The sequence below is a fragment of the Methylobacterium sp. FW102-HT35C08 genome, from assembly GCF_058790235.1.
Window position 1 is genome coordinate 6,247,018 of the sequence record NZ_JBYTCL010000002.1, and the last position, 19,641, is coordinate 6,266,658.

Sequence of the window (19,641 nt, forward strand, 5' to 3'; positions counted from 1 at the left end):
GCGACCGACAGCGCGACTGCGGACGGGGCGCCCCGCCCGAGGGTGCTCACAAGATGAACCGGCTCAGATCCGCGTTGGCCGCGAGATCCTGCACCCGGGCCCGCACATAGGCGGCATCAATCGGGACGGTCTCGCCCGACCGGTCGGTGGCCGTGAAGGAGATCTCGTCGATCACCCGTTCCAGGACCGTCTGCAGCCGCCGGGCACCGATATTCTCCACCGAGGAATTCACCTCGACGGCAACGCGGGCGAGCGCGTCCACCGCGTCGTCCGTGAAGGCGAGGGTCACACCCTCGGTCTCCATCAGGGCGACGGTCTGCTTGATCAGGCTCGCCTCGGTGGTGGTGAGGATCTGCTTGAAGTCGTCGACGGTGAGCGGCTGCAGTTCCACCCGGATCGGCAGACGCCCCTGAAGCTCCGGCAGCAGGTCCGCAGGCTTCGACACGTGGAAGGCGCCGGAGGCGATGAACAGGATGTGGTCGGTCTTCACCGGGCCGTGCTTGGTAGCGACCGTCGTGCCCTCGATCAGCGGCAGCAGGTCGCGCTGCACGCCTTCCCGGGAGACATCGCCGGACGCGCGGCCCTCGCGGGCGCAGATCTTGTCGATCTCGTCGAGGAAGACGATGCCGTTGTTCTCGACCTCGCGAATCGCCTCGCGCACCAGCGCCTCGTCGTCGACGAGCTTGTCGGATTCCTCGGCCATCAGTGGCGCGTAAGCGTCGCGGACCAGGACGCGGCGCGGCTTGCCGCGCTGGCCGCCGAGGGCCTTGCCCAGCATGTCGCCGATGTTGATCGCACCCATGGACGCGCCCGGCATGCCGGGAATCTCGAACATCGGCAGGCCCGCGGGCGCGCCGGCGGTCAGTTCCAGCTCGACTTCCTTGTCGTCGAGCTCGCTGTTACGGAGCTTGCGGCGGAAGCTGTCACGGGTGGCGGCGCTCGCGGTGGGCCCGACCAGAGCGTCGAGGATCCGGTTCTCGGCCGCGGCCTCCGCCTTGGCCTTCACGCCCTCGCGCTTCACCTGGCGGGTCAGGCCGATCGCCACCTCCACGAGGTCGCGGACGATCTGCTCGACGTCGCGGCCGACATAGCCGACCTCGGTGAACTTCGTGGCCTCGATCTTCAGGAACGGCGCGTTGGCGAGACGGGCGAGGCGCCGGGCGATCTCGGTCTTGCCGCAGCCCGTCGGGCCGATCATCAGGATGTTCTTGGGCGCCACCTCCTCGCGCAGCGGCCCGGTGAGCTGCTGGCGGCGCCAGCGGTTACGCAGCGCGATCGCGACGGCGCGCTTGGCGTCGTGCTGCCCGACGATGAAGCGATCGAGTTCGGACACGATCTCGCGCGGAGAGAACGTCGTCACCGCTTAGCCATCCCTGTTCCCCGGCCCGACACGCAGGCCCTGCGCCGGGAATGGGGTCGCGCGCCGCCGCGCGCAAGGGGCGGCGCGCGCGCGAATAGCCGCCTCAGTGGCTCGTCAGCGCCGGCGCTGCGCCGGCCTTGTCGTGCGTGCCGAAACGCTCGACCAGGGTCGCGCTCGCCGCGTTGAGCCCGATCACCTCGACGCTGCGTCCCCGGGCGCGAGCCTTGAGGACCACGCGGTCGAGGGCGGCGACTGCCGAGATGTCCCAGAAGTGCGCGGCGTGCACGTCGATCACGAGATGCTCGACCGGCTCAAGCACGTCGATCGCGTCCGTGAAGGTGCCGGCCGACGCGAAGAAGACCTGGCCGGTGACGTAGTAGGACCTGGTCCTGCCGTCGGCGGACAGCGCGGCGGTCACCCGGCTCAGCCGCGACACCTTCCCGGCGAAAAACACGCCGGACAGGAGCACGCCCACGAGGACGCCGATGGCGAGGTCCCGGGTCGCCACGACCACCAGGACGGTGGCCAGCATCACCGCCGAGGACGGCAGCGGGTTGGTGCGCAGCTGCGCCAGCGAGCGCCACGAGAAGGTGTTCAGCGAGACCATGATCATCACGGCCGTGAGGGCCGCGACCGGGACGACGGTGAGCAGACCCTGCAGCGCGACGAGAAGCACCAGCAGGACGGCGCCGGCCACCAGCGTCGACAGCCGGCCGCGCGCGCCCGACGAGACGTTGATGACCGACTGGCCGATCATCGCGCAGCCGCCCATGCCGCCGAACACCGCCGAGGTCATGTTGGCCAGACCCTGGCCCATGCATTCGCGATTCTTGTTGCTGCCGGTATCGGTCATGTCGTCGACGATCTGCGCGGTGAGCAGGCTCTCCAGCAATCCCACCGCCGCCAGGGTCACCGCGTAGGGCAGCAGGATCCGCAGGGTCTCGAGGGTGAGCGGAACGTCGGGCAGGGCGAAGCTCGGCAGCGCCGAGGGCAGGGCGCCCAGATGCGAGACTGTCCGGACGTCGAGGTGGAATGCCGCCGTGAGCGCGGTCAGCACCGCGATCGCCACGAGCGGCGACGGGATCGCCCGCGTGATCCGCGGGAAGCCGTAGATGATCACGAGGCCGAGGGCGATCAGCCCGTAGGTGGCCGGCGTCACGCCGGTCAGCTCGGGAAGCTGCGCCAGGAAGATCAGGATCGCCAGCGCGTTGACGAAGCCGGTCATGACCGATTGCGACACGAAGCGCATCAACCGGCCGAGCTTCAGCAGGCCGGCGAGAATCTGGATCAGCCCCATCAGGATGGTGGCGGCGAATAGGTACTGGACGCCGTGCTCGCGCACGAGATCGACCATCACCACCGCGGTGGCGGCTGTGGCCGCCGAGATCATCGCCGGGCGGCCGCCCGCAAATGCGATCGTGCAGGCGATCACCACCGAGGCGTAGAGGCCGACCTTCGGGTCGACTCCGGCGATGACCGAGAACCCGATGGCTTCGGGGATCAGCGCGAGGGCGACCACGATCCCCGAGAGGGCGTCGGCACGCACGTTCGACCTCCACCCGTGAAGGAGGCCGGCAGTTCCGAATATATTGCGTGACATGAACATTCCGCACGGGACGCGGGTCCGCCGGCTTGGGCGGAGCGATCAGCGTCTCGAATGCGTGGTCCGGCGGATCGGCGGCCGGAAGAGCCACCCGGGCTTTCACCGGGTCCTTGCGAATGGCCGGACCCTACGGGGCCCGGCGCTGCAATGCAACATCGCCGCGAAGTGCCGCCGCGGCTCAGGCGGCGCGCACCTGTGCCACGAACCCGGCGACCTCGCCGCCGAGGCCGTTGGAGCGGCGCGCGATGTCGGCGGCGGCGTCCAGAACCTCGGCCGCGCTGGCGCCGGTCTGGCGGGCGGCCTCGAGGACATGCGCCATCGTCTCGGTGACCGACCGGGTGCCGCTCGCGGCCTCGGAGACGCTGCGGGCGATCTCCTGCGTGGCGAGCTGCTGCTCCTCCACCGCCGCGGCGACGCCGAGCGCGATGCCGTGGACCTGCTCGATCGTGCCGCCGATTTCCTCGATGGCGGCGACCGCCTCGTGGGTCGCGGCACGCATGGCGGCGATCTGGCCGGCAATCTCCTCGGTGGCCTTGGCGGTCTGGGTCGCGAGATCCTTCACCTCGGTGGCGACCACCGCGAAGCCGCGGCCGGCCTCGCCGGCCCGGGCCGCCTCGATCGTGGCGTTCAGCGCCAGGAGATTGGTCTGGCCTGCGATCGTGGAGATGAGAGAGACGACCTGCCCGATGCCGTCGGCACTCCGGGCGAGCGCCTGGACGCTGGAGCGCGTCCGGCGCGCCGCCTCGACGGCGCTCTCGGCAGCCGTGGAGGTCTGGGTCACCTGGACCCCGATCTCGCTGGCGGTGGCGGCCAGCTCCTCGGTCGCGGCCGCGACCGCCTCGACATTGTGGGCCGTCGTCTCGGCCGCACGGGTCACGGCCTGCGACTGCGTGCCGGTATGCTCGGCATTGCCGGCCATCGCGGCGGCGGCACGCTCCATCCCGTTCGCGGCGCCTGCGAGATGATCGACGAGACCGCCGATGCTGCCCTGGAACCGGTCCGCGAGGCTCGACATCTCGGCGCGCTTGCGCATCGCCGCCTCGGCATCGATGCGCTCGTGATCCTGGCGCAGGGCCTCCGCATCCCGCATCGCCGCGCTGAACACCTGCATGCTCGTCCAGATCGCCCCGATCTCGTCGCGGCCCGGCTTGATGGCCGGCAGGGCGTGATCGCCGCGCGACAGGCGCTGGATCGCGTCCGAGACCGCCCGCAGCGGCCGCGCGATCTGGCGCTGCCCGACCAGCAGGCCGAGCGCACCGCAGATCAGGGCTCCGGCGAGGGCGAGACCCAGAAGGAGCAGCGTCCGCGCCTGGAACAGCGCCTGCGTCTCGCCCTTGATCGCCGCCATCTCGGCACGCCCCTGATTCACCAGGGTGTCGATGCTCGCCTGGAAGGTCTTGCGGTTGGCGCGGTTCGCGTCGTTGAAGCCGAGATCGGCGGCGGCGCGCGGGCTCACCGTCTCGCCCGCTTCGGCGAGGGCCGTGCGCAGCGCGCGGAACGCGTCGGCATTGCGCGCCATCGCGTCGAAGAGCGGACGCTCCGCCTCTGTCACCTGCGGCGCCCACTCGGCCCGCAGCGCGTCCATGTCGGCCAAGCCCTTGCGGACGCCGGCGGCGTATTTCGCGGCCTCGGTCCGGTCGGCGGACGCGTAGACGCCGCGCGAATCCATCGTGACTTCGGCGGCGAGGCGGTTGAAGTTCGCAGCATTCAGCGACCGGATCGAGGCGCTCTCGACCCTGGTCAACGAGCGTTCGAAGCTCTGAAGCGTCGCGACGCTGACACCGGCCACGACCAGCGTCGTCAGGCTGCAGGCGCCGACGAACCCCAGGATCTTTCCGCCGATTTGCATTGTATTCCAACCCTGAGGCGTGGTTGGAGGCAAAATGGCGTCAATTGTTCAAGGGGTCGTTAATTCAAGACCCGGGGCGATATCGGTATCCGACAAATCCCGGCGAGATCCGAGAGGCGTCCGGCAATCCCCGGACCACGCGCGATAGAACATCCGGCCGATCGTCTGCTTGAAGACCAACCTCGGCGCTCTCCGACCTGCACCTCCCGACCTCCACTGGCCGAGAGGTGCGCCTGTCAGTTCGACGAGTCCGGTTGTCTCCGTCACGCCGCCCGCACGGTTGCCAGAAAGCGTCCGACCTCGGACGTGAGGTTTCCGGACTGGCGCGACAATTCCGAAGCCGCGTTCAGGACCTGATCAGCTGCGGCGCCGGTCTCTTCGGCGGCGCCCGCGACGCCGGAGATGTTGGTCGTCACCTCGCCGGCGCCGAGTGCCGCCTGAGCGACGTTCCGAACGATCTCCTGCGTGGCCGCGCCCTGCTCCTCGACAGCCGCCGCGATCGACGTGGCGACGCTGCTGATCTCGCGGATGCGCCCGGTTATGCCGCCGATGGCTGCCACGGCCTGCCCGGTCGAAGCCTCGATCTGAGCGATCTGGCCGGAGATCTCATGCGTGGCCTTTGCAGTCTGCTCGGCCAAGGCCTTCACCTCCGCGGCCACCACGGCGAAGCCCTTGCCCGCCGCGCCGGCCCGGGCGGCCTCGATGGTCGCGTTGAGCGCCAGAAGATTGGTCTGTCCGGCGATGTTGGAGATCAGGCCGACCACGTCGCCGATCCGGGACACCGACCCGCTCAACTCCTGGACGAGTGCGCCGGTCTGGTCGGCCTCGCTCACCGCCAGCTGGGCCAGCTGGGCCGAGCCGTTGACCTGCCGGCCGATCTCTTGGACCGACGATCCCAGCTCCTCGGCCGCCGCCGCGACGGTGTTGACGTTCGAGGCGGCTTCCTCGGCCGCGGCCGCCACGGTGGTCGATTGGCTCGACGTCTCGGTCGCGGTCGCCGACATGGTCCTGGCCGTGGCCTGCAACTGCGTGGCTGAGGATGACACCATGCCGACGATGCCTCCGACGGCGCGGTCGAAGCCATCGGCCAGCTCGATCATGGTCTTCCGCCGCTCGGCCGCGGCCGCCGCATCGGCGATGTGCTTCATCTCGGCGTCCTCGGCCGCCTTCTTGGCCACCATCGCCTTGATACCCTCCACGGCCTTCCCGACCGCACCGATCTCGTCGCCGCGCTGCGCCTCGGCAATCGGCGCCTCGATCTCGCCCCGCGCCATCCGCTGAAGCACGGCCACGAGCCGGCTCAGCGGCCGTGTGAGCATTGCGAAGACCAGCATCCCCAGCAGACCTGCGATCACGACACTGGCTGCGCTGCCCAAGATGCTCGTGAGATAGGCCGTCCTGAAGGATTGCTCCTGCGCGGTGCTCCGGATGGCGAGAAGATCCCGCTCGGCCTGCGCCGCATCGCCGACCTTGGCGCGCAACGCGTCCATCGATGCCTTTCCGGCGCCACCGGCTTCGCTCTGCTGGGCCTTCGCGAGATTGCCCGCTTCGACGAGCGCAATCTCCTTGGCGGCAACGTCGGACCACGTCTGGGCGGACTGACCGACAGCGTCGAGGCGCCGTTGCTGTTCGCCGTTGTCGGCAGTCAAGGCCCGCACCGCCTCGAAGGAGGCCCTGTAGGCCTTCTGGCCGGCCCGAAAGGGTTCAAGGAACTTCGGATCGGCCGACAGCAGGTATCCGCGCAGACCCGTCTCCTGATTGACCATTGACGTGGTCACGCTTTCGAGCTCTGTCAGAACCTTATAGCTGTGTTCCGTCATGCCATTGGTGAGCTCGATAGCCGATAGGCGACTGTATCCGATCGCACTGATGCCGATAGTGACTGCAGCGAGCGTTCCGAATGCGACCGACAGCTTGGTCACGATTCTGGTGTCGTTGATGAAGCGCATCCTGCAGTTCCCATTACGCGGCGACATCGGCGATTTGCTGATCTCGCACGAACGTATTAACTTGCATGATGTAAAGTTTGTCTTACTTCATGCGGGCCGGGTGCGCGCTCGAAGACATAGACAAGAATCTGACGGCGTGAGCGCCGGACGCTTCGCAGTCGAGCCGCAAGTATTCATACCGGGTATTGAGAACGTCGGCGCGGCGAGCGGCTAGGTACTTCGTGAGCGAGCAGGTGCCGTGCCCGAATTCTTGCCAGTCAAATCACGGCCGAATATCAGACTTCGTTCAGGCGTGGAGAAAGCAATTGCCTGAACGCGTATTCTCGGTCTCGGCGAAGATGCCCGCGCTGGACTCCCTTGGGGTCGGGAACGCGATGCGGGGCCAGTCTGCGGTCGACGCCGCGGACTGGCCCAATCAGGATCGCTCTTCGGATCTCCGTCTCACCCGTCAGGGCGTTTCGATCAGGCGGGCCTGCCGGATGGCCTCAAGCCGCGTCGAGCGCCTCGATCACGAGATTGCCGTTCGTGTAGACGCAGATCTCGGCTGCGATGGCCATCGCGCGGCGCACGATCGCCTCGGCGTCGAGTTCGCCGTCTTCCAGGGCGCGTGCGGCCGCGAGCGCATAATTGCCGCCCGAGCCGATCGCCATCACGCCGCTCTCCGGCTCCAGCACGTCCCCTGAACCTGACAGAAGCAGGCTGACGTCGCGATCGGCGACCAGCATCATCGCTTCGAGGCGGCGCAGGTACCGGTCGGTCCGCCAGTCCTTCGTGAGCTCCACGCAGGCGCGGGTCAGCTGGCCGGGATATTGTTCGAGCTTGGCTTCGAGGCGCTCGAACAACGTGAAGGCGTCGGCCGTGGCACCCGCGAACCCGCCGATCACCGCACCCTTCGCAAGACGCCGGACCTTTCGGGCATTGCCCTTCACGATCGTCTGGCCGAGGCTCACCTGACCGTCGCCGCCGAGCACGACACGGCCGCCTTTCCGGACCATCAGGATGGTGGTCGCGTGCATCTGGGACGGATTGCCCCGGTCGTCGTACCTGAATGCGTCTTGGCTCAAGTTTCGGCTCCGCTCTCGATCGCGCCGAGATGGGGAGCCTTGTCGGCGCCGTCCAGCCGCTGACCCACGGTGCTCGCTTCGCGTCACCCGCACCCTTCGCGATGGCGAGGCTTATTCCGCGACGGCCTCGGCCGTCTGCGTGCTGCCGGCGTCCTGCAGGATCGATTGCGCCGCAGCCTCGGCGAGCAGGGCGTAGCCGCGATCAGCCATATGCAGGCCGTCGGAGGCGAAAAGCTGCTTCGGAGTCAGCTTTCCCTCGCGAACCCAGCCGTGCATCAGGTCGGCGCGGCGGATGACCGGCACGTCGAGCTCATCGCCGATGCTGCGCACCGCCTCCAGGAACCGCGACGAACCGGGCGTCGCCTCGAGCTTCGGGCACCATTGCGGCTCCATAAGCACGACATCGATGCCCGCTTCGCGGATCCGCCGAATCGCCGCCACCGTGGCTTCGCGGAAATGGTCGATCGAGACGCCGCGCAGAGGATCATTGCTCCCCGTCTGCCAGATGACCAGCTGCGGCTCGGCCGCGATCACATCCCGATCGAGGCGTGCCAGCATGTCGTCCACGTGCTCGCCGCCGATGCCGCGGTTGATCACGGCGACGTCGATCCCGCGCAGCTTCTTGCGCAGATTGATCTGGAGACGGGCCGGATAGGCGTTCGCGGGGCTGGAAGCGCCCACCCCTTCCGTCGAGGACGAGCCGAACGCCACGATCTTCAACGGAGCGCCGATCGCGATCTGACGGGCAACGTGCGGCAGGTCCGGGCTCTCGCGCAGGTCGAGCCCGAGAAGATCCAGCGATTCCGGAAGCAGGTCCGCGTAGGCCAGGACAGCTGTCGGCACGACGAGGAGGCTACAGAGGACACCAAGCCGTCGCAGCATCTTGCGGACGGGCCGGGCGGGACCAAAGCTGTTCATAGTCTGGGACACGGGACCGACGGCTCCGGCTCTCGTGAGTAACGGATACAATCTGACACATGGGCTTGCAAAGTGGGGTTCCGTCCTCCGCTTGAAAGCATGATGAATTCGTAACACAAAATTAGCGAAGCTGGGCTGCCAAGGCGCTGCTCCGACTCCCTTCGCGGATCCGAACCGCGACCGCGACCAAAGATCAGGTCCCGCCATGCGGGCAAGGCTGATCTTGGTGCCGGCGCCTGTCGTCGGCGGGCCGTGTCGGTCAACGGCCCGATGATGAAGGCCGGCGCCGAGATCTGCGCGCGGCACGAACCATGCGTCGAGCCGGCTGCGGATCTCCGGCAGGGCGGCGGAGAACGCGGTTCGGGAATGCGGGCGCGACGCCCGGACCGGCTGCGAGCCACGACTGACCGTCCCAGGGTCGACAGCTTGCGCATCGCGATCCTCACGCGCTCGAGCCAACCCTGCAGCAGCACGGTCCACGCGCTCGCCCTCGGCGAAGCCCTCTGTGCGCAGGGGCACGAAGCTGTGGTCCACGTCCCGGATCCCAGCGGGCGCGGCTTCTTCCGGGATGCAGGCTGCCCTGTGGTTTCGGTGTCGGCCAAGCCGGTGACCGGATCGGCCGCGGTCCAGGTACAGACCCGGATCGCCGATTACCTCGCCCATTTCTCGACGCCGGCGGCGTGTGACTTCGACGTTTTTCACGCGCAATGCGGCATCAGCGGCAATGCACTGGCGACCCTGACCCGCCGGCGCCTCATCGCCGGTTTCGTGCGCACGGTGCATCGCGTGAACGCGGTCTCCGACCCCCAGATGGCGCAGTGGCAGGAGCGCGCGATCGTCGATGCCGCCCGGCTGCTCTGCGTCAGCCGGACCGGCGCCGCAGCGTTGCTGGCCGCGTACGGGGCACGGGCCGAGATGGTCGGCCATGGTGTCGACAGCGCCGTGTATCGGCCCGAACCCGAGCCCGGCGACGGTGATCTGCGCCGGCGGCTCGGGCTCGGCGCAGGGCCCGTCTTCCTCAGCGTCGGCGGGTTCGAGCCACGCAAGAACACGCTCACGATTATCGAGGCCTTCGCGACCGTCCGGCAGCTTGTGCCGGATGCGCAACTCGTCGTGGCTGGCGACGCGGCGCGCCCCGACCATGCGGGCTTCGAGGCCCGGTGCTGCGCGTCGCTGGAGCGCGCGGGCTTGGCAGTCGGTCCGGGCCAGCCGGTGATCCGCACCGGTCCGACGGCGCAGGCGGACATGCCAGGCCTTTATCGGCTCGCCGATACGCTGGTCGCGCCGTCGCTGACCGGCGGCTACGGTCTCTGCGTCCTGGAAGCGATGGCGTGCGGGACGCCGGCGATCATCTCGGCGCGGGAGCCCGGCGTGGTTGGCACCGCGTCGGTCGAGGCCCTCGCGGCCGACCCGGACGATGCCGCTGCGATCGCAGCGGCGATGCGGACCAGCCTGGTGCCGGCGCGCCGCGCACAGCTTCGCAACGCCGGCCGCGCGGTCGCCCGGGCCCACACCTGGGCAACATGCGCGGCCCGCCACTTGCCGACCTACGAATCGTTCGCGCCGGGGCCCGCACCTCTGATGCCGGTGGCCACGGGCTCGGCAGCCTGGAATATTCAGCGGTTCCCGCGCGATGCCTGAGATGCACTTCCACATCCGCTGGCCGGACGGGTCCCGGGAAACGTGCTACTCGCCGTCGCTGGTCATCAAGGATCACCTCGCGGTCGGGCAGGACTACCCCGTCGAGGAGTTCGTGACCTTGAGCCGCCTGGCTCTCGGTATCGCCAGCGAGCGCGTTCGCGCCCGCTACGGTTTTCCCTGCGGCCGGGCACAAGCCCAGCTGGCCCGGATCGAGACGTCGGCGCGCCGCCAGGGCCCCGGAACCGTCCACATCGAGTCCTTCGAGGAATAGGCTCTCGCCTGGGAGCCGACGTGGCGAACCGACACAGGGAAAGCGCCCGGACCGGCCGGGTTGTTCGCACATCTCTCCGCGAACGACAGGCAGAGGCGATGAAGATCCGGATTGCCGCGGCGCTGATCCTGGCCGCAACCCCGGCCGTAGCGCAGACCCGGCCCTCGAGCACGAGCATGACCTGCCAGCAGACTGTGCGTTTGATCCAGGCGCGGGGTGCCCTGGTGCTCGGGACCGGCGGCATGACCTACGATCGCTTTGTTCGGGACCGCTCGTTCTGCGAGCCCACCGAGATCGCCAAACGCGCGTTTCGGCCGACCCGGGACAACCCGAACTGCCTGATCGGCTACACCTGCTACGAGCCGGGTCCCGGCGACTGGCCCGGCGAGGATTTCTAGGCCGAACCCCGGCTGGGAAAGCCCGGCTCCAGGCCGACGATCACCCGGCGATCTCCGGCCCGCCGGGTGAAGCCCACCGCGTCGAGGTGCTCGAGGAGCGGGATCGAGAACTTGCGCGAGATCCCCAGGGTCGCTCCGGCCTCTCGAGCCAGGAAGCCCGACTCGGCCGTGGTGGCGTTCGGGAAGGCCTCGGTCAAACGTGTCCGGGCACCGGCAACCGCCTCCCGGTGGAACAGCACCGCGCGGCGTTGCACGCGATCGACGGCGCGGATCACCGTGCCGGCGCCGACCAGATAGGTCAGGGCCTCGCGTCGGCGCACGTCGCGACCCACGGCGTCGCTTTCGTCTGGCGGGTTGAGGCCGGCGCGGCGGAAGAGCTGCTCCAGCCGGCGCGCGACCTCGTTCTCGTTCCGAGCCGGATCGAAATCGGCACGCCGCCACAGAGTGCCGGCCTGAGTGACCGCACCCGAAGCGGCGAGAGCCCGCAGGACCGTGCCGGTGAGCGCCTCGGTGAGAGACAGCGAGCGGGACAGACGCTCGATTGCGATGCCGTGCTCCATCGGGTTGTCACGATGGTGCTGGGAGAGGGCTGCCAGCGCGCCGGTCCGGAGGGCCTCGAAGGCTCCGGCCCCGATGATCCGCTCTCCGACCTCCCGCGCGCTGGATTCGAGCAGCAACGCCCCGGCCCGGTCCGGGGCCACGCCCGCGAGGCGTGCCAGCTCGATCAGCGACGCGCCGGCCGCGCCGGCCTGCCCGAGACGGACCGCAATCACCTCGGCCGGCCGCCCCGTCGCCAGCGCGGCGAGATCGGCCATCACGCGCGGATCATTTCGCCGGCGCCGCCGGCTGGCCGGATCGATCACGCGGCCACCCGCCACCGTCGCCGCCGGCGAGTCGAGCCGCAGGACGAAGGGCTCCCGAGCCGGCACCGAAACCGGGTCTGCGAGGTGCAGCTGCGCCTGGGTGCTCGCGCCGGGCTCGAGGGCGTCGCGGTCGAGCAGTCGAAGCCGAGCCTCGACTTCCGTGGTGCCGACCAGCAGGCGGCAACCGGTGCCGCCGGCCAGCGCCGCCTCCGCGCTGGTCGCGGCCGTGATCGCCACGTCGATCCACTGGCTCGGGGCGAGCAGGCCCGGCAGCGACAGGGCCTGACCCCGGGCGATCTCGTCGAGGCCGACGCCGCGCAGAGCGACAGCGGTCCGACGTCCGGGCTCGGCGCGATCGACCGGGCGGCCGTGAATCTGAAGGCCGCGCACCGTTGCGGTCCGGCCACCAGGCACGATCTCCACATTGTCTCCGACCGCGAGCGGACCGCGACGCAGCGTGCCGGTGACCACCGTGCCGAAACCCGGCCGCGAGAAGACCCGGTCGACCGGCAGATAGGGGAAGCCGCCGTCGATGCCGGGCTCTGCCTCGACCAGCAGCGCGGACAGAGCCGCGGCAAGCTCAGAGAGGCCCGCGCCGGTGATCGTCGAGGTGGTGATGACGGGACCCGCCTCGATCCCGGCGCGAGACGCCGCGGCGGCGATCTCGGCCGACCGCGCCGCGATCGCCTCGGGCGACGCGAGATCCGTCTTGGTCAGCGCCAGCACACCGCGGCGGACGCCGATCAGGCGGGCGATCTCCAGGTGCTCGACGGTCTGCGGCTTGATGCCTTCCTGCGCATCGACGGCGAGAAGGACGGCCCGCATGCCGGTGGCGCCCGACACCATGGCGCGCACGAATCGTTCGTGACCGGGCAGGTCGATGAGGTCGATCTCACCCTGGTCCGAGGACAGCAGGGCGAAGCCCGGGACGATCGACACGCCGCGGGCCTGTTCTTCCTTGAGCCTGTCCGTCTCGATCCCGGTGAGCGCACGCACCAAAGCGGTCTTGCCGTGATCGACATGCCCGATCACGCCGACGAGGAGGGTCTTCAACGCAGCCACCGACCGGACCATCTCCGCGGTGCCGCCGTCCACGCCGGGCGCACCACTCTCGCAGCAGGGGAAGTCTGCCTCACCGGCTCAACGTTGAACCGCGAGCCGCCGGACGGTCGGGACCGGAGCGTGCGAGGTAGATTGGATTGTGGACAATTTGTTTTGCCACGCGATTCGAATTTGGGAAAGCGCGTTTTTAACGCAGCGCAACATGCCTCATGCGCATACGGCGGTGCTCTTGCGTCCTGCTTGACGTCGTGGAAGCGTCTATGTCCCTCAGAATGCTTTGCTGGATGGCCAGCCCGAGCCGCAGCAGCGCGACTCTTCGATGCAACCGGATGAGCGCCTCGCGCCATTAGGCAAGGCAGGTCACAAAGAGGAGAGCATGAGCGACACCGATAGCGCCGCCCCGGCAGAGCCCCGTGAGATCGAGCTGAAGCTCGACTGCGCCGGTCCGGACCTGACCGCGCTCGCCGCCCATCCGCGGCTCCAGGGCGCTGCGGCCGTAGACCCCGAGCTCCTGGTCACGACCTACTACGACACGCCGGGCCGTGACCTCCGGGCGGCGGGCCTGACCTTGCGCGTGCGCGCGAAGGGCGGCCGCTATATCCAGACCGTGAAGGCGGGCGGCGGCAATGTCGGCCTGTTCAACCGGGCCGAGTGGGAATCCGAGATCGCCGGCGAGACGCCCGACCCGGCGGCCTGGGCCGAGACTGCGGCAGAGCAGGTCTTACGCGACGCCGATGCGCCCGTGGAGCGTCTGTTCTCCACCGTGGTGAGGCGCCGTGAGATCCCGGTCGAGCAAGGCGCGTCGAAGATCCTGGTCACCCTGGACGAAGGCCGTGTCGAGGCCCCGACCGGCGATGCGCCGCTCTGCGAGATCGAGCTGGAGCTTCAGGAGGGCGACCCGGCCGACCTCTTCCTGGTCGCTCAGGGGCTCGCCGAGACCGTGCCCCTGCGCCTGTCGGTGAAGGCCAAGAGTACCGTCGGCTTCGCGCTGCTCGACGGCAAGGGCCCGTCGATCGTCAAGGCAGAGACGCTGGACCTTCCCGAGGGCGCGAGCGCCGGCGACGTCTTCCGTCGCGTCGCGCGGGCTTGCCTGCGCCACATGCGACTCAACGAGACGGCGTTCCTGGAGGGCGGCCGGCCTCCGGAGGCGCTTCATCAGATCCGTGTGGCGCTGCGCCGGCTGCGCTCGGCCCTGTCGCTGTTCGCGCCCATGCTGGAGGGCGACCCGCGCGCGGAGGGCTTCAACGACGAGATCAAGCGGGTGACCGAGCCGTTCGGCCATGCCCGCAACCTCGATGTCTTCCTCGGGCATACGCTGCCGAGCTTGGTCGAGGAGCGTCCGGATGATCAGGGTCTCGACGGCCTGCGCGAGCGGGCCGAGGCGGAGCGGGAGCGCGCCTACGACGCGCTCCTCGCAACCCTGGAAAGTCCGCAATGGCGCGGCCTCATCATCGAGTTCGCCGGCTGGATCGAGACCGGCTCCTGGGCGGCACAGCCCGCGGCTAACGAGGACGGTCGCGATTTCGCGGCCCGCGTGCTCGATCGGGCTCGGCTGAGGCTCAAGAAGCGCGGCCGCGGCCTCAAGAAGCTCGACCCCCATACCCGCCACCGTGCCCGAATCGCCGCGAAGAAGCTGCGCTACGGCGCGGAGTTCTTCGCCGGCCTCTTCCACAAGAAGAAGTCACGGCGGCGGCAGGACAAGTTCGGGGCGGCCCTGTCGGACCTGCAGGACCATCTCGGCGTGCTGAACGATCAGGAGACCGCCCGCGCGATGACCGAGAGCCTGTCCGGGCCGCCGATGCCGGGTCCGGACGACCCGGGGGCACAGAGGCTGCTTGAGGCGGCCGCGGAAGCCCGGGCCGAGCTCCTCGACGTGAAGCCGTTCTGGCGCTGACGCGTCGCGCGCGCCGCCGCACGGTCCGGAACTCGGCCGGTGCGGTGGCGTTCGCCGGAAGGTCCGCCCGGGCGCGGGCAGGGAGCGCCGATGGCCCACGCCTATAGGTTCGGTATCGAGGAGGAGTTCTTCCTCGCTGATGCGCGCACGCGCGGGACACCGCGCGCCGGGCTCCGGGCCTTTCATGCCGCCGTGCGGGCCCGCCTCGACCATGCCGAACGCGAGCAGCTTCAGTGTCAGGTCGAAGTGGCCTCGCCGCCGAGCGACGATATCGCCGAGGCCAGGGAGCACCTCGCTGGCCTGCGGCGTAGCCTCGCGGAGATCGGCGCCGACCGGGGAGTGCTGCCTTTCGCGGCGGGAACCCACCCCACGGCGCGCTGGCGCGACCAGCGTCCCACCGACAAGGCGCGCTATCACGGCATCATGGCCGACCTTCGCATGCTGGGCCGGCGCAACCTCGTCTGCGGCCTTCATGTCCACGTGGAGGTTCCGGATCCGGAGGCACGGATCGGGCTGACCAACCGGCTGCTGCCGTTCCTGCCGGTGCTGCTGGCGCTCTCGACCTCATCGCCGTTCTGGCAGGGTCAGCAGACCGGGCTTGCCGGCTACCGGATGCGCGCCTACGCCGAATTGCCGCGGACCGGCGTGCCGGAGCTGTTCGCCGACGCGGCCGACTACGCCCGCTACGTCGACGTCATGACCAGGGCCGGCGCCATAGCGGATGCCAGCTATCTCTGGTGGCACCTGCGCGCCTCGCTCAAATATCCGACCCTCGAATTGCGGGTGGCCGACAGCTGCACGCGCCTCGACGATGCGCTCTGCATCGCGTCGCTGTTCCGGTGTCTCGTACGGCACGTCGTGCGGGACCGAACCTGCAATGCCGGCCTGACCGCGGCCTCGCGGGGCTTCGTCATGGAGAACCTGTGGCGGGCCGAGCGCGACGGCATCCGGGCTACGCTCATCGATGAGGCTCGCGCTGAAGCGATACCTTTGGTCACGTGCGTCGACGATGTGCTCGGCTTGATCGGAGAGGACGCAGACGCCCTGCACTGCGCCGAGGCCTGCAGACACGCCCGCACGATCGCGGCCGAAGGGACGAGCGCGGATCGCCAGATGGCGGTGTTTGCGGCATCGCGCCGGTCCGGAGCCACGGAGCGCGCAGCGCTCTCGGCCGTGGTGGACCATCTTGCCAACGAGACCGCCGCCGGCACGACGCCCGGGCCTGGGGGGCACCCGAACAACGTTCCGGCGGCGTGACGACGGGACAGGATCCGGCTGAGGGGGGATGTCGGAGCCTGCGATCCGCCGACCGCGCTTTGGCGGCGCGGTTGTCACGATGAGTCGCACACGCATGTTGCCGAAGCGTGTCTATCCGCCGAACCAATGATCGATTGGCCTATATTCGGCGAAGCCAACCGTCTGTCATCTGCCCATACCAGTGTTGCGGCGACGGCCTGCACCGCAGCGGCTTCCCTCGCAGCCGTGCTCTGCTATCCCTCACGCGTTTTCCGCAGCCACTCGCGATCGTCCGCCATGAGCCTCCTGCGCGACATCATCGGCCAAGTCGGCCGCACCGTGACCGCTTACGCGGGCGACAAGGCGCTGATGCTCGCCGCCGTCTCGGCGGCCGCCAACGTCATCGTGGCCGACGGCGAGGTCGCTGGTCGGGAATTCGACGCCGCCCTCCAGGGCCTTCGCGCCGATCCGGTGCTGATGAAAGGCTACGACGCGTTGATGCTGGAGACCGAGCTCTACGAGGGGATCGCCCGGGCGCGCACGCGCCTCGGCCGTGCCGAGAACCTGCGCCATGTCGGGGCGATTTCCGAGCGACCCGCGATCCAGCGCGAGAACGTGTTCCTGATCGCCGCGGATGTCGCCGACCAGGACGGGATCAGCAACATCGAGGCGAGCGCCCTCGGCGAGATCGCGGCGGCGCTGCGGGTTGACGGCGTCGGGCTTCTGCGAGCCAATCCGGTCCGCCATCCGCCAGCCTGACCGGTGCGGTTGGCATCGGCGTTGCTGGACGGGCGTGCGTCGCAGAGACGGCGGCGTTTCCTCACAAAGCACTTGTCCCACGGCGTCGCGCCGTGAAAGGAACCGGCATGGCCGAGACGATCCCGAGCAAGACCCACAATCTGCGCGCCGACGGCACGCGGCTCTGGTCCACGATTCTGGAAACCGCCGCGTTCGGCGGCACGCCGGCCGGCGGCATCAACCGGCTGACCCTCTCGCCCGAGGATGGGCGGGTGCGCGACTGGTTCCGGGACGCTTGCGAGGCGGCCGGGCTGACGGTCTCGGTCGACGCGCTCGGCACCCAATACGCCCTCCGGCCCGGCCGCGACATGAGCCGGAAGCCGATCGCCTTCGGATCACATCTCGACACCCAGCCCACCGGCGGGAAGTTCGATGGCGTTCTCGGTGTCCTGGCCGGTCTCGAAGTGATGCGCAGTCTGAACGACGCCAACATCGAGACCGAGGCGCCGCTGATGGTGGTGAACTGGACCAACGAGGAGGGCTCGCGGTTCGCCCCCGCCATGATGGCCTCGGCCGCCTATGCCGGCGAGTTCACCACCGACGCGATCCTGGCCAAGCGCGACGCGGCCGGCACGACGGTCGCGGAAGCCCTGGACGCCATCGGCTATCGCGGCGCCGAGGCCGTGGGCGCGCAGGAAATCGGCGCCTTCGTCGAACTGCACATCGAGCAGGGACCGATCCTGGAGGCCGAGGGCAAGACCATCGGCGTGGTCGAGGGCGGCCAGGGCATCATGTGGTTCGACGGCGTGATCACGGGTTTTGAGAGCCACGCCGGCACCACCCCGATGCCGCGCCGCCGGGACGCGCTGCTGGCCCTGTCGGAGTTCGCTCTGGCCGCCGAGCGGAGCGCCCTGGCGCACGCGCCCTCGGCGGTGGCGACGATCGGCGAGGCCGCGATCCTGGCTCCGTCCCGAAACGTCGTGCCGGGCCGGGTCGCCTTCACGGTGGACGTCCGCGACCCGCGCTCCGAAACCCTCGACGCGATGGAGGCGGCGCTCCAAGAGGCGGCGGCCGAGATCGCGGCGCGGCGCAAGCTCGAGATCGCGCTGAACCGGATCTGGCGAAAGGAGCCGGTGCCGTTCGATGCCGCCATCGTGGCGGCCATCGACGCGGCCGCCGAAGGGCTGGGGCATGCCCGCCGCCGGATCATCTCGGGCGCCGGCCACGATGCCTGTAATCTCGCCGGCAAGGTGCCGGCTGCGATGATCTTCGTGCCCTGCAAGGACGGGATCAGCCACAACGAGGCGGAATCCGCGACCCAGAGCGACTGCGCGGCCGGAGCCGACGTGCTGCTGCAGACGGTGCTGCGGCTCGCCAACGCCCCAAAGGCGGCGACAGCCGCCTGACCGGCCGGAGCGTGGTCCGGATCGCCGCAGCCGGTGGCGGCGCTTCGGACCACGTTGGGTCGCCCGGTGTGCGAAAGCGTAAAAATCCCTTAAGGACCACCGCATGAGCGCGCGATCGTACCGCGACGCCAAGGGCCGGCCGCTCGTCGCGGTCACCGGCATCGGCGTCGTCTCCTCCCTCGGCCAGGGCCAGACGGACACCTGGGCCGCCATGACCGAGGGCCGGTCCGGGATCCACGCCATCGGCCGGTTCCCCACGGACGGCCTGCGCACGCGCATCGCCGGCACGGTGGATTTCCTGAATACCGAGCCGCTGGTGGCGCCGCTTTTGTCCGAGCGCTTCGCCGCCGTCGCCGCCGAGGAGGCGGTGGCGCAGTCCGGGATCGGGACCAAGGGCGATTTCCCGGGGGCGCTATTCATCGCGGTGCCGCCGGTCGAGATGGAATGGCCGCAGCGGCAGGCTCTGGCCGAGGCCGCCGGCGGCGACGGGCCGGTCGATTATGCCGGCCTGCTCCGGGCCGCCGCAACGCGCCGGTTCGATCCCTGGCATGACCTGTTCATCTTCGGCACCGTCGCCGACCGGATCGCCGACCGCTTCGGCACCAAGGGCTCGCCGATCTCGCTGTCGACCGCCTGCTCGTCGGGCGCCACCGCCATCCAGCTCGGCGTCGAGGCGATCCGGCGCGGCGAGACCGCGGCGGCGCTCTGCATCGGAACCGACGGGTCGGTGAATCCCGAATCGCTGATCCGCTTCTCGCTGCTCTCGGCACTCTCGACCCGCAACGACGATCCGGCAGCGGCCTCGAAGCCGTTCTCGAAGGATCGCGACGGCTTCGTCATGGGCGAGGGCGCGGCGGCTCTCGTCCTCGAGGACGCGGAGGCCGCGGCCGCCCGCGGCGCCGCGATCCTCGGCTACGTCCTCGGCTGCGGCGAGAAGGGCGATGGCTTCCATCGCACCCGATCCAGCCCGGACGGTGCGCCGATCATCGCGGCAATCCAGGCGAGCCTGGAGGATGCCGGGATCGGGGCCGACGCGATCGACACGGTCAACGCCCACGGCACCTCGACGCCGGAGAACGACAAGATGGAGGGTCTCGGTCTCGGGGCCGTCTTCGGCGCCCGGGCCGCCACCCTGCCGGTGACGTCAAACAAGTCGATGATCGGCCATACCCTCACCGCCGCCGGTGCGATCGAGGCGGCCGTGTCGCTGCTGACGCTGCGGAACGGCCGGATCCCGCCGACCATCAACCATCGGGTGCCGGATCCCACGATCGTCCTCGACGTGGTCGAGACCGCCCGCGATCTGCCGGTCCGCACGGTGCTGTCGAACTCCTTCGGGTTCGGCGGCCAGAACACCTGCTTGGTCTTCGGCGCGGAACCGGCGTGAGC

16 protein-coding genes and 1 other annotated feature are annotated in these 19,641 nt (G+C 69.6%); of the genes, 9 read left to right on the plus strand and 7 right to left on the minus strand.

Annotated elements, in window-relative coordinates; translation table 11 throughout:
- Positions 1 to 46: 46 nt before the first annotated feature.
- From hslU to AC3WSN_RS29930, 4 genes are all read right to left on the minus strand, one after another.
- Positions 47 to 1,360, minus strand: coding sequence for an ATP-dependent protease ATPase subunit HslU (gene hslU / locus AC3WSN_RS29915; protein WP_192706791.1), 1,314 nt, complete (start codon positions 1,358 to 1,360; stop codon positions 47 to 49).
- A 103-nt stretch (positions 1,361 to 1,463) separates the two neighbouring features.
- Positions 1,464 to 2,960 (minus strand): SulP family inorganic anion transporter, encoded by a 1,497-nt coding sequence (locus AC3WSN_RS29920; RefSeq protein WP_492542905.1) that lies wholly within the window; start codon positions 2,958 to 2,960, stop codon positions 1,464 to 1,466.
- Between the two features lie 60 nt (positions 2,961 to 3,020).
- Positions 3,021 to 3,076: a sequence feature (sul1 is cis-regulatory element that is thought to sense ions involved in sulfur or methionine metabolism; They are found in Alphaproteobacteria), on the minus strand.
- 65 nt (positions 3,077 to 3,141) lie between these two features.
- Positions 3,142 to 4,812, minus strand: a complete 1,671-nt coding sequence (locus tag AC3WSN_RS29925) for a methyl-accepting chemotaxis protein (RefSeq protein WP_492542907.1) — start codon at positions 4,810 to 4,812, stop codon at positions 3,142 to 3,144.
- A gap of 263 nt (positions 4,813 to 5,075) precedes the next feature.
- Complete coding sequence (locus AC3WSN_RS29930; RefSeq protein WP_492542909.1) at positions 5,076 to 6,761, minus strand: methyl-accepting chemotaxis protein; 1,686 nt, start codon at positions 6,759 to 6,761, stop codon at positions 5,076 to 5,078.
- On the opposite strand from AC3WSN_RS29930, the gene AC3WSN_RS29935 reads away from it, so the two are divergent.
- Positions 6,682 to 6,975 (plus strand): hypothetical protein, encoded by a 294-nt coding sequence (locus AC3WSN_RS29935; protein WP_492543356.1) that lies wholly within the window; start codon positions 6,682 to 6,684, stop codon positions 6,973 to 6,975. The two genes, AC3WSN_RS29930 and AC3WSN_RS29935, sit on opposite strands and share 80 nt — an antisense overlap.
- A 271-nt stretch (positions 6,976 to 7,246) precedes the next feature.
- Here AC3WSN_RS29935 and hslV read toward each other — a convergent pair whose 3' ends face one another.
- Together hslV and AC3WSN_RS29945 are read right to left on the minus strand one after the other, a co-directional pair.
- Positions 7,247 to 7,777: an ATP-dependent protease subunit HslV gene (gene hslV / locus AC3WSN_RS29940; protein ID WP_192707359.1), complete on the minus strand. Its 531-nt coding sequence runs from the start codon at positions 7,775 to 7,777 to the stop codon at positions 7,247 to 7,249.
- 159 nt (positions 7,778 to 7,936) lie between these two features.
- On the minus strand, positions 7,937 to 8,755 hold the full coding sequence (locus tag AC3WSN_RS29945; RefSeq protein WP_492543334.1) for an SGNH/GDSL hydrolase family protein: 819 nt from the start codon (positions 8,753 to 8,755) through the stop codon (positions 7,937 to 7,939).
- 354 nt (positions 8,756 to 9,109) lie between these two features.
- Here AC3WSN_RS29945 and AC3WSN_RS29950 point away from each other — a divergent pair, with 354 nt between their 5' ends.
- The 3 genes from AC3WSN_RS29950 (at position 9,110) to AC3WSN_RS29960 (ending at position 11,053) form a co-directional block, all read left to right on the plus strand.
- Positions 9,110 to 10,384: an MSMEG_0565 family glycosyltransferase gene (locus AC3WSN_RS29950; protein ID WP_492543336.1), complete on the plus strand. Its 1,275-nt coding sequence runs from the start codon at positions 9,110 to 9,112 to the stop codon at positions 10,382 to 10,384.
- The gene (locus tag AC3WSN_RS29955; protein ID WP_492542911.1) at positions 10,377 to 10,655 is read left to right on the plus strand and encodes an MSMEG_0570 family nitrogen starvation response protein; all 279 of its coding nucleotides are present in this window, start codon (positions 10,377 to 10,379) and stop codon (positions 10,653 to 10,655) included. Before AC3WSN_RS29950 ends, AC3WSN_RS29955 begins: the two co-directional genes overlap by 8 nt.
- A 98-nt stretch (positions 10,656 to 10,753) precedes the next feature.
- A complete protein-coding gene (locus AC3WSN_RS29960) occupies positions 10,754 to 11,053 on the plus strand; it encodes a hypothetical protein (RefSeq protein WP_492542913.1) in 300 nt (99 codons plus the stop codon).
- Here the strand turns inward: AC3WSN_RS29960 and selB are convergent.
- The gene (gene selB, locus AC3WSN_RS29965; RefSeq protein WP_492543338.1) at positions 11,050 to 12,990 is read right to left on the minus strand and encodes a selenocysteine-specific translation elongation factor; all 1,941 of its coding nucleotides are present in this window, start codon (positions 12,988 to 12,990) and stop codon (positions 11,050 to 11,052) included. The genes AC3WSN_RS29960 and selB overlap by 4 nt on opposite strands.
- Positions 12,991 to 13,354: 364 nt before the next feature.
- Between selB and AC3WSN_RS29970 the strand changes: the two genes are divergently transcribed.
- The 5 genes from AC3WSN_RS29970 to AC3WSN_RS29990 all read left to right on the plus strand — a co-directional run bounded on the left by AC3WSN_RS29970 (position 13,355) and on the right by AC3WSN_RS29990 (position 19,639).
- A complete protein-coding gene (locus tag AC3WSN_RS29970) occupies positions 13,355 to 14,872 on the plus strand; it encodes a CYTH and CHAD domain-containing protein (RefSeq protein WP_492542915.1) in 1,518 nt (505 codons plus the stop codon).
- A gap of 90 nt (positions 14,873 to 14,962) precedes the next feature.
- Positions 14,963 to 16,129 (plus strand): carboxylate-amine ligase, encoded by a 1,167-nt coding sequence (locus tag AC3WSN_RS29975; RefSeq protein WP_492542917.1) that lies wholly within the window; start codon positions 14,963 to 14,965, stop codon positions 16,127 to 16,129.
- 276 nt (positions 16,130 to 16,405) lie between these two features.
- Entirely contained in the window at positions 16,406 to 16,867 is a 462-nt protein-coding gene (locus AC3WSN_RS29980) for a tellurite resistance TerB family protein (protein ID WP_192706801.1), read from the plus strand.
- A 107-nt stretch (positions 16,868 to 16,974) separates the two neighbouring features.
- Positions 16,975 to 18,252 (plus strand): Zn-dependent hydrolase, encoded by a 1,278-nt coding sequence (locus AC3WSN_RS29985; RefSeq protein WP_492542919.1) that lies wholly within the window; start codon positions 16,975 to 16,977, stop codon positions 18,250 to 18,252.
- Positions 18,253 to 18,355: 103 nt separating this feature from the next.
- A complete protein-coding gene (locus AC3WSN_RS29990; protein WP_492542921.1) occupies positions 18,356 to 19,639 on the plus strand; it encodes a beta-ketoacyl-ACP synthase in 1,284 nt (427 codons plus the stop codon).
- Positions 19,640 to 19,641 lie beyond the last annotated feature (2 nt).

What these genes read in the sequence shown, in the direction of transcription:
- AC3WSN_RS29970 (WP_492542915.1), top strand. Translation starts at nt 13,355, where the DNA reads ATGAGCGACACCGATAGCGCCGCCCCGGCAGAGCCCCGTGAGATCGAG.
- AC3WSN_RS29920 (WP_492542905.1), bottom strand. Translation starts at nt 2,960, where the DNA reads ATGTCACGCAATATATTCGGAACTGCCGGCCTCCTTCACGGGTGGAGG.
- AC3WSN_RS29935 (WP_492543356.1), top strand. Translation starts at nt 6,682, where the DNA reads ATGCCGATAGTGACTGCAGCGAGCGTTCCGAATGCGACCGACAGCTTG.
- selB (WP_492543338.1), bottom strand. Translation starts at nt 12,990, where the DNA reads ATGGTCCGGTCGGTGGCTGCGTTGAAGACCCTCCTCGTCGGCGTGATC.
- AC3WSN_RS29960 (WP_492542913.1), top strand. Translation starts at nt 10,754, where the DNA reads ATGAAGATCCGGATTGCCGCGGCGCTGATCCTGGCCGCAACCCCGGCC.
- AC3WSN_RS29985 (WP_492542919.1), top strand. Translation starts at nt 16,975, where the DNA reads ATGGCCGAGACGATCCCGAGCAAGACCCACAATCTGCGCGCCGACGGC.
- AC3WSN_RS29980 (WP_192706801.1), top strand. Translation starts at nt 16,406, where the DNA reads ATGAGCCTCCTGCGCGACATCATCGGCCAAGTCGGCCGCACCGTGACC.
- AC3WSN_RS29990 (WP_492542921.1), top strand. Translation starts at nt 18,356, where the DNA reads ATGAGCGCGCGATCGTACCGCGACGCCAAGGGCCGGCCGCTCGTCGCG.
- AC3WSN_RS29950 (WP_492543336.1), top strand. Translation starts at nt 9,110, where the DNA reads ATGCGGGCGCGACGCCCGGACCGGCTGCGAGCCACGACTGACCGTCCC.
- AC3WSN_RS29975 (WP_492542917.1), top strand. Translation starts at nt 14,963, where the DNA reads ATGGCCCACGCCTATAGGTTCGGTATCGAGGAGGAGTTCTTCCTCGCT.
- AC3WSN_RS29955 (WP_492542911.1), top strand. Translation starts at nt 10,377, where the DNA reads ATGCCTGAGATGCACTTCCACATCCGCTGGCCGGACGGGTCCCGGGAA.
- AC3WSN_RS29930 (WP_492542909.1), bottom strand. Translation starts at nt 6,761, where the DNA reads ATGCGCTTCATCAACGACACCAGAATCGTGACCAAGCTGTCGGTCGCA.
- AC3WSN_RS29925 (WP_492542907.1), bottom strand. Translation starts at nt 4,812, where the DNA reads ATGCAAATCGGCGGAAAGATCCTGGGGTTCGTCGGCGCCTGCAGCCTG.
- hslV (WP_192707359.1), bottom strand. Translation starts at nt 7,777, where the DNA reads ATGCACGCGACCACCATCCTGATGGTCCGGAAAGGCGGCCGTGTCGTG.